The sequence below is a fragment of the Streptococcus sp. 1032 genome (assembly GCF_013277015.1).
In the GTDB taxonomy this organism is placed as follows: Bacteria; Bacillota; Bacilli; order Lactobacillales; family Streptococcaceae; genus Streptococcus.
On record NZ_VMMD01000017.1, the window covers coordinates 63,380 to 80,949 of the forward strand.

The 17,570-nt window shown below is 41.0% G+C and carries 15 protein-coding genes; 2 read left to right on the forward strand and 13 right to left on the reverse strand.

Annotated elements, in window-relative coordinates; genetic code table 11:
• Positions 1-6: 6 nt before the first annotated feature.
• The 5 genes from HT711_RS06520 to HT711_RS11270 all read right to left on the reverse strand — a co-directional run bounded on the left by HT711_RS06520 (position 7) and on the right by HT711_RS11270 (position 6,675).
• Complete coding sequence (locus HT711_RS06520) at positions 7-417, reverse strand: peptide deformylase (RefSeq protein ID WP_173249895.1); 411 nt, start codon at positions 415-417, stop codon at positions 7-9.
• A gap of 116 nt (positions 418-533) precedes the next feature.
• Positions 534-1,325 carry a glutathione-dependent disulfide-bond oxidoreductase gene (gene yghU / locus HT711_RS06525; RefSeq protein WP_173234770.1) on the reverse strand — a complete coding sequence of 264 codons (792 nt, stop codon included), beginning with the start codon at positions 1,323-1,325 and terminating at the stop codon, positions 534-536.
• Positions 1,326-1,337: 12 nt separating this feature from the next.
• On the reverse strand, positions 1,338-4,034 hold the full coding sequence (locus tag HT711_RS06530; protein WP_173234772.1) for a cation-translocating P-type ATPase: 2,697 nt from the start codon (positions 4,032-4,034) through the stop codon (positions 1,338-1,340).
• A gap of 234 nt (positions 4,035-4,268) precedes the next feature.
• Positions 4,269-5,240, reverse strand: a complete 972-nt coding sequence (locus HT711_RS06535) for a glycosyltransferase family 2 protein (protein ID WP_173234774.1) — start codon at positions 5,238-5,240, stop codon at positions 4,269-4,271.
• A complete protein-coding gene (locus tag HT711_RS11270) occupies positions 5,233-6,675 on the reverse strand; it encodes a hypothetical protein (RefSeq protein WP_240148991.1) in 1,443 nt (480 codons plus the stop codon). Before HT711_RS11270 ends, HT711_RS06535 begins: the two co-directional genes overlap by 8 nt.
• Positions 6,676-6,835: 160 nt before the next feature.
• On the opposite strand from HT711_RS11270, the gene mntE reads away from it, so the two are divergent.
• On the forward strand, positions 6,836-8,020 hold the full coding sequence (gene mntE / locus HT711_RS06545; protein ID WP_112445507.1) for a CDF family manganese efflux transporter MntE: 1,185 nt from the start codon (positions 6,836-6,838) through the stop codon (positions 8,018-8,020).
• 37 nt (positions 8,021-8,057) lie between these two features.
• Here the strand turns inward: mntE and HT711_RS06550 are convergent, their stop codons facing one another.
• The 8 genes from HT711_RS06550 to cdaA all read right to left on the reverse strand — a co-directional run bounded on the left by HT711_RS06550 (position 8,058) and on the right by cdaA (position 16,351).
• Positions 8,058-9,929, reverse strand: a complete 1,872-nt coding sequence (locus tag HT711_RS06550) for an ABC-F family ATP-binding cassette domain-containing protein (protein ID WP_173234776.1) — start codon at positions 9,927-9,929, stop codon at positions 8,058-8,060.
• Positions 9,926-11,125, reverse strand: coding sequence for a CCA tRNA nucleotidyltransferase (locus HT711_RS06555; protein WP_345890044.1), 1,200 nt, complete (start codon positions 11,123-11,125; stop codon positions 9,926-9,928). Before HT711_RS06555 ends, HT711_RS06550 begins: the two co-directional genes overlap by 4 nt.
• Entirely contained in the window at positions 11,122-11,889 is a 768-nt protein-coding gene (dapB, locus tag HT711_RS06560) for a 4-hydroxy-tetrahydrodipicolinate reductase (protein WP_173234780.1), read from the reverse strand. Before dapB ends, HT711_RS06555 begins: the two co-directional genes overlap by 4 nt.
• Before the next feature lie 163 nt (positions 11,890-12,052).
• Positions 12,053-12,901, reverse strand: coding sequence for a DegV family protein (locus tag HT711_RS06565; protein ID WP_173234782.1), 849 nt, complete (start codon positions 12,899-12,901; stop codon positions 12,053-12,055).
• 1 nt (position 12,902) lies between these two features.
• Positions 12,903-13,277 (reverse strand): DUF1149 family protein, encoded by a 375-nt coding sequence (locus HT711_RS06570; RefSeq protein ID WP_001050088.1) that lies wholly within the window; start codon positions 13,275-13,277, stop codon positions 12,903-12,905.
• A gap of 73 nt (positions 13,278-13,350) precedes the next feature.
• Entirely contained in the window at positions 13,351-14,703 is a 1,353-nt protein-coding gene (gene glmM / locus HT711_RS06575; protein WP_173249896.1) for a phosphoglucosamine mutase, read from the reverse strand.
• 24 nt (positions 14,704-14,727) lie between these two features.
• A complete protein-coding gene (locus HT711_RS06580; RefSeq protein ID WP_084358166.1) occupies positions 14,728-15,507 on the reverse strand; it encodes a CdaR family protein in 780 nt (259 codons plus the stop codon).
• Positions 15,494-16,351, reverse strand: coding sequence for a diadenylate cyclase CdaA (gene cdaA, locus HT711_RS06585; protein ID WP_101501303.1), 858 nt, complete (start codon positions 16,349-16,351; stop codon positions 15,494-15,496). The genes HT711_RS06580 and cdaA overlap by 14 nt, the downstream gene beginning before the upstream one ends.
• 135 nt (positions 16,352-16,486) lie before the next feature.
• Here cdaA and HT711_RS06590 point away from each other — a divergent pair, with 135 nt between their 5' ends.
• Positions 16,487-17,455, forward strand: coding sequence for an NAD(P)/FAD-dependent oxidoreductase (locus HT711_RS06590; RefSeq protein ID WP_173249897.1), 969 nt, complete (start codon positions 16,487-16,489; stop codon positions 17,453-17,455).
• Positions 17,456-17,570: the final 115 nt, after the last annotated feature.

Consider the following 17,570-nt stretch of genomic DNA (forward strand, 5'->3'; position numbering starts at 1 on the left):
TTCCTCCTAAATGATTCGTCCTTCCAAGTGATCCAGCTCATGCTGGCAAATCTGAGCTGGGAAACCTGTCAAAGTAATGGTCTGTTCCTGCCACTTGCTGTCACGATAAGCAACCCTTATGGTTTCATAACGCTTAGTAGATCTCACACCTACCAAGGACAAACAACCTTCCTCTGTCTCATAAGCTCCTTCAGAGGACAGGAGCACTGGGTTAAACATGACCACGGGAACCAAGCTAAGATTAAAAATAATCACGCGCTTCTGCACCCCAATCATATTGGCAGCCAGACCAACGCAGGTCTCACGATTTGCTAAGAGCGTATCTTGTAAATCTCTGGCAAGATACAGATCATCCTGACTTGCCGGCTGAGATACCTGAGATAAAAACAAAATATCCTTCACAATTTTCTTTTCCACTTCCTCACACTCCTCTTGTTTTTTTACTATATTATAGCAATTATAGCACAAAAGCCGATAACTGCAAGCCCTTTCCCTCAACTGTAGCAAAAAGCCATCCGAAGATGACTTTTTTGCTATTTAATTTCTTTATAAGTTACTTCCAAGCCACGCTTAACAGCTGGACGATTGGCAATTTTTTCTGCCCATTTTACTAGATTTTGATAACTTGAGGCATCCAAGAATTTTGCAGAACCTTGGTAAAGATTTCCTTGAACCAACTGGCCATACCAAGACCAGATAGCAATATCTGCAATCGTATAGTCATTGCCTGCAATATAAGGTTTCTGAGCCAATTCCTTATCCAACAAATCCAACTGACGTTTCACTTCCATCGTAAAACGGTTAATAGGATATTCCAATTTTTCAGGAGCATAATTGAAGAAATGTCCAAATCCCCCACCTAGAAAAGGTGCTGCACCTGCTTGCCAGAATAGCCAATTCAAAACTTCTACCTTTTCCATAGGATTGCTTGGTAAAAAGGCTCCAAATTTCTCAGCAAGGTATAAAAGAATATGAGCAGACTCAAAGACTCTTACATCTTTAGCCCCTGACTGATCCAATAAAGCCGGAATCTTGGAATTTGGATTGAGCTTCACAAAGTCTGAGCCGAATTGATCCCCATCCATAATAGCAATCTTATACAAATCGTAAGCAGCTTGCTCAAAACCAGCTTCTAGTAATTCTTCCAATAAGATAGTGACCTTCACACCATTTGGTGTTCCCAGTGAATAAAGCTGAAAAGCTTGTTCCCCTTTTGGCAAGTTTTGTTGGAAACGTGCACCTGCTGTTGGTCTATTTAATCCCGTAAAAGCTCCTTGATTACTAGCTTCATCCTGCCATACGGTCGGTAATTGATATGCTGACATCCGAAACCTCCCTTAAATCGCATTCTTGTCAAAACCGAGTTTACGTTGGATAAATTTAACGATTTCGACAATAATAATCATTGAGAAGCTTCCAGCCATAACAATTCCCCATTGAGACAAGTCTAGTTTGGTTACGTGGAAGATTCCTTCAAGCGGTTCTACGACGATTGTTGCCATGAGAAGAATGAAGGATACCAAGATGGACCAGTTAAAGGTCTTAGACTTGAATGGACCAACTGTCAAGATGGATTGGTATACAGACTTGACATTGTAGGCATGGAAGAGCTGAATCAAACCAAGGGTTGCAAAGGCCATAGTTAGAGCATCAGCATGAATGGCATGATTATCACCCACATGTACTGGGTAAGCAATCGCAAGGCCATAAACACTCATAACAATAGCTGCTTGGAGTACACCTTGATAGATGATAGAACTCAAAACACCACCTGAGAAAAAGCTTGCCTTGCGTCCACGTGGTTTATGGTTCATGACGCCAGGCTCAGCAGGTTCAACACCTAGTGCAATTGCTGGGAAGGTATCCGTTACCAAGTTGATCCACAAAAGATGAACTGGCTGCAAGACATCCCAACCAAACAAGGTTGATAGGAAGATAGTCAATACTTCAGCAGTATTGGCAGAAAGTAGGTACTGAATAGTCTTTTGAATGTTTGAGAAGACCTTACGTCCTTCTTCCACTGCGACGATAATAGTCGCAAAGTTATCATCTGCAAGAATCATGTCAGAAGCTCCCTTAGAAACCTCTGTACCAGTGATTCCCATACCGATACCGATGTCTGCTGTTTTCAGAGCTGGCGCATCATTGACACCGTCACCTGTCATGGCAACGACCTTACCTTGTTTTTGCCAGGCCTTAACGATACGAACCTTGTGCTCTGGAGACACACGGGCATAAACAGAGTATTGACCAACTACTTTTTCAAAGTCTTCATCTGACAGTTCATTGAGTTCAGCACCAGTTAAAACGTGTCCTTCTGTATCATTTGCATCAATGATTCCCAATCGTTTAGCAATGGCTTCTGCAGTGTCTTGGTGATCACCCGTAATCATGATTGGACGGATTCCAGCTTCCTTAGCCACACGAACAGCCTCAGCTGCCTCAGGACGTTCAGGGTCAATCATCCCAATCAAACCAGTGAAGATTAAATCATTTTCAAGCTCTTCAGAAGTGAGATTTTCTGGAATGCTATCGATAATCTTATAAGCTCCTGCAAGGACACGCAAGGCTTGATGGGCCATTTCAGAGTTGTTTGTATGAATGAGGTTTGTAACCTTCTCATCAATCGGAGCAATATCCCCAGCCTTGTCTCGAAAAACACAACGTTTCAAAAGTTGGTCTGGCGCACCTTTAACGGCTACGAGGAAGCGTCCATCTGGCAATGGGTGAACCGTTGACATGAGCTTACGGTCAGAGTCAAATGGTAACTCAGCTACACGAGGATATTTCTCTAAAAATCCTTTGACATCGTAGCCCTTGTCCAAGGCATACTGGATAAAGGCTGTTTCCGTTGGGTCACCAATCAGATTGCCTTCCACATCGATTTTCGTATCATTAGCCAAAACAACTGAACGAAGAAGAGGCATTTCAAGACCTAGCTCAATGTCGTCAGCTGAGTCATGTAGGACTGCATCGTAGAAGACTTTCTCGACTGTCATCTTGTTCATAGTCAGCGTACCAGTCTTATCAGAAGCGATGATTTCAGTTGAACCAAGCGTTTCTACTGCAGGCAACTTACGAACGATAGAGTTACGTTTTGCCAAAACTTGAGTACCAAGGGCAAGAACGATAGTTACGATAGCTGGGAGCCCTTCTGGAATAGCTGCAACGGCAAGCGCAACAGAGGTCATCAACTCACCAAGTGGATTTTTCCCTTGAATGAAGACACCCACTACAAAAGTAACAAGGGCAATAACCAAGATAGCATAGGTCAAGACCTTAGAAAGGTTGTTCAAGTTTTGTTTAAGTGGTGTATCTGTCTCATCCGCATCTTGAAGCATACCTGCGATGTGACCAACTTCAGTGTACATCCCTGTATTGACAACAACACCCATCCCACGACCATAAGTCACATTTGAGTTTTGGAAGGCCATATTGACACGGTCACCGATACCAGCATCTGCAGCAAGTTCAACTGTCAAGTCTTTTTCAACTGGAACAGACTCACCTGTAAGAGCTGCTTCTTCGATTTTAAGAGAGTTGGCTTCTAGCAAACGTAGGTCTGCAGGTACTACATCACCAGCTTCGAGAGCGACGATATCACCTGGTACCAATTCTTTAGAGTCAATCTCAGCCATGTGCCCATCACGAAGAACGCGGGCAGCTGGACTAGACATAGATTTGAGGGCTTCGATGGCTTCTTCTGCTTTTCCTTCTTGGTAAACACCAAAGGCAGCATTGATGATAACCACGGCTAGGATGATAATGGCATCTGCGATATCTTCCCCACCAGAAGTCACAACTGACAAGATTGCTGCCGCAACTAGGATGATAATCATCAAATCCTTAAATTGCTCGATAAATTTGACCAGGATTGATCGTTTCTCACCTTCTTCGAGTTCATTGTGGCCAAATTCAGCAAGGCGCTTTTCTGCCTCACTTGATGACAAACCTTGCTCGGTCGCATCCACAGCCTTCAAGACCTCTTCAGGACTCTGAGTGTAAAACGCTTGGCGTTTTTGTTCTTTTGACATGTGTCTCCTCCTTGACATTGTGTGCAAAACAGACTCTCTTTCTGTCATATCTTTTCACGACAAACAAAAAGAGACCTGTTAATCATAACAAGTCTCGCTGTTTAAGATAGTGCCGGAAAGCATACTTTTCAGTATAAAATTCGGAATGACGACACTATCGCAGGTTTCTGCCAGCTACTCCCTTGAGTAGTTCTATTATACCAAATTTTGAAAAATTTTCAAAGAGTAAAGATTCTATAAAATTCTATCCTTATCAAAAGTACGTTCACTGATAATATATCTAGGACGACGTTTCGTTTCCAGGTAAATCTTTCCAATATACTCACCAATTACTCCCAAACTAATCAATTGTACTCCACCAAGTAAACTAACTATTGCATAGGTGCTTGCCCAACCAGCCACAACCGTACCAGCAAACTTACTCCATAAAACCCAAATAATCAACAGAAAGCTAAAGAGTGATGTCAAGACCCCAAAACTTGTAATCAAACGAATCGGTTTGATTGATAAACTGGTAATACCATCCATAGCCAAACCAAGCATTTTAGATAGTGGATAGTGGCTCTCACCAGCAATTCGTTCATGGCGCTTATATGAAACGTAAGAATATTTAAAACCAACTAAGGGCATTAAACCACGAAGAAAAAGATTAACTTCTTGGAACCTCTCTAACTCCTGCAAAAATCTTTTTGATACCAATCTATAGTCTGCATGATTAAAAACAACTTCTGCCCCAAATAGGCGCAGCACTTTATAAAAACCTTCGGCTGTAATTCGTTTAAAAGCAGAGTCCGTATCACGATTATCACGTACACCATAGACAATTTCAGAACCACTTTTATACTCAGAAATCATCTTATCCATGCAGTTAATATCATCTTGTCCATCGGCATCAATGGTAATGACTATATCAGCAAACTGAATAGCCTCATACATACCGGCAAGGACACTACTTTGATGACCTCTGTTACGACTTTGTGACACGCCAACTACAGAAGGGTTGGTTTTAGCATAACTTTCTATCAGTTCCCAAGTCTGATCCTTACTACCATCATTTACATACATGATTTTACTAAGAGGATGGATTTCTTCTTTCTGTACTAATTGTTCAATTTTTTCAACAAACATTGGATTAGTATGTGGTAAGACTTGCTCTTCGTTATAACATGGAATAACTATATATAAAATTGGCTTTTGTCTACTCATCTTTTTCTCCTCCTTTTCTATAAATCATAGCTGTATCAATCTGTTTTTCTAAGTGATAATTTACTCTAATATAATCCTTAATAAAAGAGTCAGTCCTCTTACCATAATCCCATTCAGTATCAAATACAATATAGATAGGAGGATTTTCTTGTATAGATTTTTTAAACTCATCAATAATAACTCGATCATCTGTCACAGCTGGGATGAAGAAAAATTTTGTACTAGCTAGCCGTTCACTATACAAATAAATTGTTCCATTTTGACGGTGTGTATAAATTCGGTCATCCATCGATGTATTTTTCTCTATATAGCTAGCAACGCGTTGCTGTTTCTCAGATCTATTCAGATATCTTGTATTCATACTTTTCATGATGGATTTTACATCATTCTGGTATATAATAATAAATCCTAAGAATAAGACAAAAAATACTTGAAAAGACATTTTCTTGGATATGCTATGAAATAAATAGGAAATATATGGAATCAAAATCGGGAGCATTACTAAAATGTAATGACCATAGCTTCTTTTTGAGATAAGAGCCAGAAGTAAACAAACAATAAAAACAAAATGATAGAAGATTGATTTTATTCCAAATTTCTTCCATAGTGGTATCAAGGAAAATAACATCAATAAATTAAGACTTAAGAGATTTGTTTGAGAAATGTACCATCTGATAATCTCATACATCGAAACGTTATTAGACTCTGTAGTATAAATAAAATTAATTCCAATCGACTGGTATACCATTTCAAAAAAGATGCCCTTTGATAACAGATATAGGCACAAAGGGATAGTTGGTATTAATATTCCAAGGAAAAATAATCCTATCAAAGAAAACAAGTCCCTGTATACTTTCTTTAGTATAAAATCAATCAATACATAAATACAAAATACAAGCCAAATCCCTATCATATTTGCTTTCGTAAAAAATACAATAGCGAAAAACGCACCTGATACTACGATGTCATTTTTACTGAAATCATTTTGTATAAACAGTTTTAAAAAAATGTATAATGAATAAGCCAAAAAAGGTAAAATAAAACCTTCTAAACTCCAACCGCCATCAAAAAAATACTCATAAATTATAAAGATAATTGCTAAAGTTAAAATTGTTTGCTTATTTCCAGTAAATAACCTTGAAATCTTATAACTAGCTATAAAGAATAGAAATGTGCAAAATAGGTATAAAAATTTAATTCCTAACGCACCACCAATAAGATATCCTAGGTAATTCAGTAAAAAAACGACTGGCCCCTTATGATCAAATAGGTTTGCATACATCAATTCTCCTCGATTCATTGCATACCCAAAATATTCAAAAATACTAGCATCTGAAAACGGTATCCCTTGTTTGACATTTGTTACCATCGAGAACCAGACTAAAACAGTAAAGAGCAAAGAAATACTCATCGCTAAAATACTCATTTTTTTCAATTTTATTCACCTCAACTTTTCACTTTATCAGTCTATCATATTTCCTAAAAAAAAAAAGCATTTTCTGCTTTGTATTTTCTTAGTTTTATCTGTCCTATTTGAATTTTCCCTTGAAAACCAGTATAATGGTAGAATGCTATGTGACTGGAAAGGAAGTTGAATGAAGCAATCTATTTCAAATCTCAAGTTAGCTGAGCGTGGAGCCATTATCAGTATTTCAACCTATTTGATCTTATCTGCAGCAAAATTAGCAACAGGCCACCTCCTTCATTCATCCAGTTTGGTGGCCGATGGTTTTAACAACATATCGGACATCATTGGAAATGTGGCCCTCTTGATTGGCATTCGGATGGCGCGCCAACCTGCTGACCGAGACCACCGTTTTGGTCACTGGAAGATTGAAGATTTGGCTAGCTTAATCACTTCCATCATCATGTTTTATGTCGGCTTTGATGTGCTGAGGGATACCATTCAAAAGATTCTCAGTCGGGAAGAAACGGTCATTGATCCTCTGGGTGCAACTCTAGGAATTATGTCTGCAGCGATTATGTTTGTGGTGTATCTCTACAACACTCGCCTCAGTAAGAAATCCAACTCCAAGGCACTAAAGGCTGCCGCCAAGGACAATCTTTCTGATGCTGTTACCTCACTTGGTACGACTATTGCCATCCTAGCTAGCAGTTTCAATTATCCGATTGTAGATAAACTGGTTGCCATTATCATCACTTTCTTTATCTTGAAGACCGCCTATGATATCTTTATCGAGTCTTCCTTTAGTCTTTCAGATGGCTTTGACGATCGTCTGCTTGAGGACTATCAAAAGGCCATTATGGAAATTCCCAAGATCAGCAAGGTTAAGTCGCAAAGAGGTCGCACCTACGGTAGCAACATTTACCTTGATATTACGCTAGAAATGAATCCTGACTTATCTGTTTTTGAGAGTCATGAAATCGCGGATCAGGTCGAGTCTATGCTGGAGGAGCGTTTTGGCGTCTTTGACACCGATGTCCATATCGAGCCAGCACCTATCCCTGAGGATGAAATTTTAGACAATGTCTATAAAAAATTGCTTATGCGTGAACAATTGATTGATCAAGGAAATCAACTGGAAGAACTCTTGGCTGACGATTTTGTCTATATTCGTCAGGATGGAGAGCAGATGGATAAAGAGGCTTATAAAGCCGAAAAAGACTTGAATGCTGCTATCAAGGACATCCAAATCACTTCCATCAGTCAGAAAACAAAACTCATCTGCTATGAGTTAGATGGTATCGTCCATACCAGTATCTGGCGCCGCCACGAAACCTGGCAAAATATCTTTCATCAAGAAACCAAAAAAGAATAGAGAAATCCTGTCCATGAGACGGGATTTTTCCATTCTTCTAGCTATCAAACTCACTTAAATACTCATAGCGTTCGTATTTTTCAAGAAGTGCTTCGTTTTTCTCATCCAGTTCTTTTTGGAGAGTAGCCAGCTTACCAAAGTCAGAGCCGTTGGCCTGCATTTCCTCTTCAATCGCAGCGATACGGTTTTCCAAGGCTTCAATATCACCTTCAATGCTTGCCCACTCCTGCTTTTCTTGGTAGGTCATGCGTTTCTTCTCTTCTCGAACCTTGACTACTTTTTCCTTTTCGACCTTTTGTACTTGATTGGCCATCTCTGTTTCAAAGGCTTTTTCATCAAGATAGTCGGTGTAATGACCAAAGAAAGGACGAATCTTGCCATCTTCAAAAGCGAGAATCTTAGTCGCTACCTTATCCAAGAAATAGCGGTCGTGACTAACAGTCAAAACTGGACCAGCAAAGCCTTGTAAGAAATTCTCCAAAACTGTCAAGGTTGCAATGTCTAGGTCATTTGTCGGTTCATCCAAGAGAAGAACATTTGGTTTTTCCAAGAGCAGTTTGAGGAGATAAAGACGTTTTTTCTCGCCACCTGACAATTTCTCAATCAAGGTTCCATGCGTCGAACGTGGGAAAAGGAACTGCTCCAGCAGCTCTGCAATCGAAGTACTAGAACCACCACTGGTCTTGACCTCTTCTGCCACTTCCTGCAGGTAATTGATAACACGCTTGCTTTCATCCAAGCCCTCAATTTGCTGAGAGAAATAGGCGATGCGAACAGTTTCCCCAATCACAACTTGGCCTGCTGTCGGCTCAAGACTTCCTGCAATCAAGTTAAGGAGAGTTGATTTCCCAACACCGTTGTCCCCAACAATTCCAATACGATCTTTAGCCTGCACCAAGAGATTAAAATCTTGCAAAATAGGCTTGTTTTCATAGGCAAAGGAAACATCCTGAAACTCGATGACTTTCTTCCCAATACGACTGGTTTCAAAGTTCATAGTCAAGTCTGTCTCAGCACTACTGCCTGAAACCTCTTTCTTCAAGTCATGGAAACGATTGATACGAGCCTGCTGCTTGGTCGCACGCGCCTGCGGTTGTCTGCGCATCCAGGCCAATTCTTGCTTATAAAGTTGTTCCTTTTTGTGGAGAAGAGCCGCATCACGCTCGTCCTGTTCCGCCTTAAGGCGAACATAGTCCTGATAATTCCCCTGATATTCTGTCAAGCCTGCGCGATCCAATTCGAAAATCCGTGTTGACAAAGCGTCTAGGAAATAACGGTCGTGGGTGATAAAGAGAACTGTCTTCTTAGAATTTTTCAAAAAGAGGGTCAGCCACTCAATAGTCGCAATATCCAGATGGTTGGTCGGCTCATCCAAAAGCAAGAGGTCGTGGTTGCCAAGTAAAACTTGCGCCAATTGGACTCGTCTTCTTAGACCACCTGACAATTCTCCAACTGGAGTAGATAAATTCTGAATACCCAGCTTGCTGAGAACAGTCTTTACCTGACTCTCAATTTCCCAAGCTTGGAGAGAGTCCATTTCTGCCATGACCCGTTCCAAACGCGCCTGCTTGTCCTCGCTATAGTTGAGCATGATCAATTCATACTCACGAATAAGCTGGATTTCCTTGAGGTCGCTGGAAAGAACCGTATCCAAGACCGTCTTACTATCATCAAAATCAGGATCCTGGGTCAAGTAACCAATCTGGTAATCATTTTTAGCTGAAAAAGGACTGACATCCCCATCAAAGCCAGAAACACCAGAAAGGACATCCAAAAGGGTGGTCTTCCCCGTTCCATTGACACCAATCAGACCAATTCTGTCTAGGTCATGGATAATAAAGGAAATATCCTTAAAAACGGTCTTATCACCGACGGATTTATTTAGTTTTTCAACGATAAAATCACTCATTTTTTCTCCCTCAGATAAGCATGGATGGCTTGTCGGTCATTTTCCAATTCTCCATCGACAATGGCATACTCAATCTCTGTTAAAATCTCTCCCAAGTCAGGACCTGGTTGATAACCATATTCCTTGATCAAAATACCACCGTTAATCTGAATTTCTTTCTTGTCATGAATGGTCAAGCTCTGGTAGGTTTCTGTGATGACTTGCGAATTGACTTCTTTTCCTTGGGCCTGACGAAGATTTTCAGCCTGTAAAAGCAACTCCAAGTCAAAGCGATAACAATCGCGCTTGCTCAACTCTCCCTTTTCACGCAAGGCCAAAATAGTCAGCAAATCCTGAACTTGCTTAGCAAACTGGCGTGAGGTCTTCCAAGCCTTCAAAAATGGCTGCGCATTTTCAATCTCCAAAACCCACAGTAAAGCCGCCCAGGCTTGTTCAGAGGATTCAAAGGTAAAATCGGTCTCTAATTCAAATAGTCTGTTGATCTTGTCCTGGCTAGCTGCCATATCAGGGAGATAATCATAAGCTTGACTCTCAATCATGGAAGCCAAGCCCCTTCTCCAAAATGGAGCCAGCAAGAGTTTATCAAACTCAACGAAGGTACGCTCCACAGAAATTTTCTCCAAAAGTGGCGTCAAGGTCTTCATAGCTTCAAATGTTTCTGGCTCAAGTTCAAAGCCAAGACTGGCCTGAAAACGGAAACCACGCATAATCCGTAGAGCATCTTCGTTGAAACGCTCACTAGCTACACCAACCGCTCGTAAGACTTGCTTTTCCAAATCTTCTAAACCATGAAACAAGTCAATAATTTCTCCTGTCTCGTCCAAGGCAAAGGCATTGACTGTAAAATCACGGCGCTTGAGGTCTTCTTCTAGCGAGCGAACAAAAGAAACCGCACTAGGTCTACGATAGTCCACATAGACATCTTCTGTCCGAAAAGTAGTCACCTCATACTCCTCGTCCCCATCTAAGACCAAGACAGTTCCGTGCTCGATTCCGATATCAGCTGTTCGCGGAAAAATCTGCTTGGTTTCTTCTGGATAAGAAGACGTCGCAATATCCACATCATGGATGGGACGATTTAGGAGGGCATCTCGAACAGATCCCCCAACAAAATAGGCCTCAAAGCCTGCTTCTTTAATTTTTTCTAATACTGGTAAAGCCTTCTGAAATTCAGAAGGCATTTGCGTTAATCTCATAATAAGTGTTCTAATCCATAGACAAGCTCATGACGCTTGACAACTTCTTTAATTCCCAAATTCACCCCTGTCATGAAGGAGCTGCGATCATAGGAGTCATGACGAAGGGTCAATCCTTCTCCCTGATTGCCAAAGATGACTTCCTGATGGGCTACCAAGCCTGGTAAACGAACTGAGTGAATCCGCATGCCATCAAAGTCAGCACCACGGGCACCAGTAATCAATTCTTCCTCATCAGGCGAACCTTGCTGAATAGACTCTCGAACTTCTGCCATCAATTCAGCTGTTTTAATAGCTGTTCCACTCGGGGCATCCTTTTTCTTGTCATGATGGAGCTCGATAATCTCCACATTTGGGAAATATTTGGCAGCCTGCCTTGCAAATTGCATGAGTAAAACAGCACCCAAGGCAAAATTTGGAGCGACCAAACCACCCAAATTTTGTTCACGAGAAAATGCTTTTAGCTCTGCAATTTCTTCACTTGTGAAACCTGTTGTTCCAACTACTGGAGCAAAGCCATTTTCAAGAGCAAAACGTGTATTTTCGTAGGCAACAGTTGGAGTAGTAAAATCTACCCAGACATCCGCTTCAAAGCCTGCTAAATCAACCTTATCCTTGAAAACAGGAATTCCCTGCCATTCTGACTCAGACTCAAAAGGATCCAAAACTGCTACCAAATCTAAGTCTGGATCAGCCAAGACCATCTGACAAGCAGCTTGGCCCATCTTTCCCTTAAAACCGGCAATAATTACTCGAATACTCATCTCTACTCCTGTCTAAGATACAAAGGACATTAGCTACCCATGAAAAATAGGGAATGGCGCTGACTTTCCACGAAAGGCCAGACAGGCATCTTTTTTTAAGAGGCAGGTAGTCCGTGTTCAATTTCTAAGATACAAGGCATCTTAACTAGTCTAGAAGTGCCAACTAAATCACTGGAATATAACCCAGAGCAATACTTCCTGCTCCTAGGTGAGTTCCAATGACACTACCAAATGTAGCAAGTGAAACATCCGAACCCACTCCAGATTCTAGCAAGTGCTGACGCAATTCTTCAGCCTTTTCAGGAGCATTTCCATGAATGACAATGACCCGATATTGGCCTGAAGCCGTTGTTTCCTTGATAATTTCAATTAAGCGCTTGGTTGCTTTCTTTTCAGTACGAACTTTTTCGTAAACTTCAATCACACCTTGGTCGTTGAAATAAAGGATTGGCTTAATGCTTAGCAGATTGCCCAAAATGGCAGCCCCATTTGAAAGGCGCCCACCTTTTACCAAATGATCTAAATCATCTACCATGATAAAAGCTGACGTACGGCTGATTTGAATGGCTAGCTTTTCCTGAATGCTGGCAAAATCATCGCCCTGGTCACGCCAATTAAAGACGCTTTCAACCATGATACCCAGAGGAGCACTTGTAATCAAAGTGTCTGGAAAAGCAATAGTTAAGCCCTCATAGTCATCAACCATATACTGGATATTTTGGTAAAAACCAGAAATTCCAGAAGATAAGAAAAGCCCCAAGGCATGTGTATAACCTTGTTCTTTGAGCGAAGTTAATATTTCATCTAACTTGGCAATACTTGGTTGACTAGTCTTAGGCAATTCAGAAGCCTGAGCCATTTTTTGGTAAAATTCCTCAGCAGTCAGATTGATACCTTCGACATACTCCTCACCATCAATATTGACAGGAATATCCAAGACAAATAAATCTTCTCTTTGCAAGGTCTCTGCACTGAGATAGGCAGAAGAATCTGTAATAACAGCTAGTTTCATATTAGAACTCCAAATTGATTCCTGGTAAGTCTAATGCAATTTCAGTCACTTCATAAGTCAAACGGTTGAGCATGTTCAAACTTGGGCGAGCCAAAGTTTCCACTTCTTCTTGGCTCAATTCACTTGGTTCATTGACAATACGGCCATCGATATGATTTACCTGTGAAATGGTTCCACTGATGACAAACTTATCAAATACAATCATAAATGTCAAAATGACAATCAAGGAAGTCACTTGATTTTCTTGGTCATGTTGGAGCAATTGGAAGTTCACATCCACCTTAGTTTCAGGAGCTCCATTTTCATTTTCCCATTCAAAATTACGCGCATCAAAATGATACTGACTAACAAATTCTTGTTCACGTTTAAGATTCATGTCTTTCTCCCTTGGCTACAATATTATAAGCTATTGTACCATAATTTTTAATTTTCATCTAGTTTTCTAGGATTTAGTCAATCCCGATTTCAGCTCGAACTACATCTGCGATGGTATCAACATAGTAGTCTACTTCTTCTGTTGTAGGCGCTTCTGCCATAACACGCAAAAGGGGCTCTGTTCCACTTGGACGAACAAGAATACGACCATTCCCTGCCATTTCTTCTTCCATCTTCTCGATGATAGCCTTAATAGCTGGCACTTCCATAGCCTTTTCCTTCATGACATTTTCCACTCGAATGTTGACTAATTTTTGTGGATAGATGGTTACTTCTGCTGCCAACTCTGACAAGCTCTTACCAGTTTCCTTCATGATTTTGGTCAATTGAACAGCAGATAATTGGCCATCACCTGTTGTATTGTAATCCATCAAGATGACGTGACCAGACTGTTCACCACCAAGATTGTAGCCTGATTTTCTCATTTCTTCAACAACGTAGCGGTCGCCAACTGCAGTGACTACCTTGTTAATACCTTCACGGTCCAAGGCCTTGTGGAAACCAAGGTTAGACATCACAGTTGTCACAATTGTATTTTGGGCCAATTGTCCTTTTTCAGAAAGGTATTTACCGATGATGTACATAATCTTGTCACCATCGACGATGTCGCCATTTTCATCAACAGCAATCAAGCGGTCACTGTCTCCGTCAAAAGCCAAACCGATAGCTGACCCGCTTTCTTTGACCACTTCTTGAAGGGCTTCTGGGTGCGTAGAACCAACATTAAGGTTGATGTTAAGACCATCTGGTGTTTCCCCTATAACAGTCAACTGAGCACCAAGGTCTGCAAATATTTGACGGGCACTGGTAGAAGCTGCACCATTAGCTGTATCCAAGGCAACCTTCATTCCATCAAGAGGAGTTCCAGTTGAAACAAGGTATCCTTCATACTTACGCAAACCTTCTGGATAATCTACCAAGGTGCCCAAGCCTTCTGCACTTGGACGAGGAAGAGTGTCTGCCGCAGCATCTAGCAAGGCTTCAATTTCTGCTTCTTTTTCGTCATCTAGTTTGAAGCCGTCACCACCAAAGAACTTAATCCCATTATCAAGGGCTGGATTGTGGCTAGCAGAAATCATGACACCGGCACTTGCTCCTTCAGTTTTAACTAAGTAAGCTACTGCTGGTGTTGCCAGAACGCCTAGTTTATAAACGTGAATTCCCACGGACAGTAGACCTGCCACCAAGGCAGATTCTAGCATTTCCCCTGAAATACGTGTGTCCCGTCCTACAAAGACTTTCGGTGCTTCCGTTTCATGTTGACTAAGAACATAGCCTCCAAAACGTCCTAGTTTAAAGGCCAATTCTGGTGTTAGTTCTAGGTTAGCTTCTCCACGGACTCCATCAGTCCCAAAATATTTACCCATTTTTATAAAATCCTTTTTCTATTTTTAATTCGTTTTTGAACTAGTTGCTTTCGTTGACGAAGATGTCTCCGATGAACTGCTTGTAGTTGAATTTGATGTGCTTGAACTTGGTGCTACTGGTTTTGTAGTCACCTTCATTATTGTATCAAAGGGAGTGATAACTGCCGGTAAGACAACACCATTGCGGTCGATTGCCTGCAAAGGTACTGAACCACTGTAATTACCTGTTATGCGTTCACTAGTTGGCAAGACAGCGATAATCTTATCAATTCTATCCAATGTCTCTTGGTCACTCGTAATCGACACTTCTTCATCTGACAGCGTGACATTTTCAATCTGTACCCGACTATCAATTTGACTAGGGTCAATCTCTGGTACAACCTTTACCTTATTCTTCTGAGCCTTCTTACCAATCTTGACTGTAATTTTTTGCGGAGTCGCCACAGCGGTCAGCCCATTGGGTAAATCTTCAATGCTCAAAGGAACTTCAATCGTTCCAACACTGGCATCTGTTAGGTCAGCAGTAACCTTGAATTTACGTGTACTTTCTTGCATTTCACTAGCTAGCGATAGGCGATTTGCACCAGTCAAGACCACTGAGACTTCTGAAGCAAAACCACTAATAAAATACTCATCACTATTATAGCGTATGTCAATAGGGACATTTGTTACTGTATTCGTATAGGTTTCCGTTTTTACCTGCCTAGCACTGGTACTGTTTTGAAAATTCGTCGCCGTAGCATAGACAAATAAGACACAAGCAAAAAAGAGTGAGGATATGATATATAAACTATTTTTTCTCATGTTTCCATCCTCCTAGCAATCGTTCTTTAAAACTAAGACCTGCTTCCTCTTTTGGAAGTAAGATTTCACGTAATTCTGTTTCAAATTCATCAAGTGTTAGGTTGTGCTTAAAGATTCCATTATAGGTTATCGAAATTCCTCCCGTTTCCTCTGATACGACAAAAGTCAAGGCATCTGAGACTTCTGATAAACCAATAGCCGCCCGGTGTCTGGTCCCAAATTCCTTGGAAATTCCTGTACTTTCTGTCAAGGGCAGATAGGCAGACGTCACAGCGATACGTTCTTCTCTGATAATCACCGCACCATCATGTAGGGGAGTGTTGGGAATAAAAATGTTAATGAGAAGTTCTGCAGAAATCTTAGCATCTAAGGGAATTCCTGTCGAAATATACTCCTGCAAGGTACGTACACGCTGAATAGCAACCAAGGCACCGATTTTACGAGGACTCATGTATTCGACGGACTTAACAAAGGCACGAATCATCTGTTCCTCAGCACTAATAGGGGCATTGGAAAAGAAATCTGTCGCTCTTCCCAAACGTTCCAAACCAGTCCGAATCTCTGGAGAGAAGATAACAACCGCCGCAATAACCCCATAAGTAATAATTTGATTGATCAACCAAGAAATCGTAGTCAAGCCAATCATATTTGCAAGGATTTGAGCTAAAATAAACACCAAAACTCCACGTACCAAAATCATAATCTTGGTTCCTGCAATAGCTTTTGTAAAATGGTATAAAATATAAGCAACAATCAAAATATCAATCAGATTGATAGCTATCGTCCATGGACTTGCAAACAAACTGGTCCAATATTGCAGATTGGATAATTGTTGAAAATTCATCCCTGATATCCTCCCTATCAAAACACTTTCGTCCTATTATACCATTTTCTGGCATTTTTTTCCCTATCCTAGTCCATTTTACATTGAGCAAAAATATGATACAATAAACTGACTAGAAAAAACAAAGGAGAAACCATGTCTCAACTCTATGATATTACCATTGTAGGTGGTGGTCCTGTTGGGCTTTTTGCAGCCTTTTATGCCCACCTACGTCAAGCCAAGGTTCAAATCATTGACTCTCTTCCCCAGCTAGGTGGACAACCTGCTATTCTCTACCCTGAAAAAGAAATCCTAGACGTCCCAGGCTTCCCAAACCTGACTGGAGAAGAGTTGACTAATCGCTTGATTGAACAGCTAAATGGATTTGATACCCCTATTCATCTCAATGAAACGGTTCTTGAGATTGAAAAACAAGAAGAAGGATTTACCATCACGACTTCTAAAGGAAGTCACCTGACTAAAACAGTTATCATCGCTATGGGTGGCGGTGCCTTCAAACCACGTCCTTTGGAACTAGAAGGCGTTGAGGGCTATGAAAATATCCATTACCACGTTTCCAACATCCAGCAATACTCTGGTAAGAAAGTGACGATTCTTGGTGGGGGAGACTCAGCAGTGGATTGGGCTTTGGCTTTTGAAAAAATTGCACCAACCACCCTTGTTCACCGCAGAGATAATTTCCGTGCCTTGGAACACAGTGTTCAAGCCCTGCAAGAATCATCTGTATCCATCAAGACACCATTCGTTCCTAGCCAACTCCTTGGAGATGGAAAAGCACTCGATAAACTTGAAATCACAAAAGTCAAATCTGATGAAACCGAAACGATTGACCTAGACCACCTCTTTGTCAACTATGGTTTCAAATCTTCGGTCGGTAATCTTAAAAACTGGGGGCTCGACCTCAACCGCCACAAGATTATCGTCAACAGCAAACAAGAATCTAGCCAAGCAGGTATCTATGCTATCGGTGACTGCTGCTACTATGACGGAAAAATTGACTTGATTGCGACAGGTCTCGGAGAAGCTCCAACTGCTGTCAATAATGCTATCAACTACATCGACCCTGAGCAAAAAGTACAACCAAAACACTCTACTAGTTTATAAAAAAGAACCACGAGTCACATAGGATTCGTGGTTTTAAAATGAACTACACCTCAAAAGTTAGACAGAAATACATCTAACTTCTGATATGCAGCCCACCTTCTCTTTGCTCTTGTTT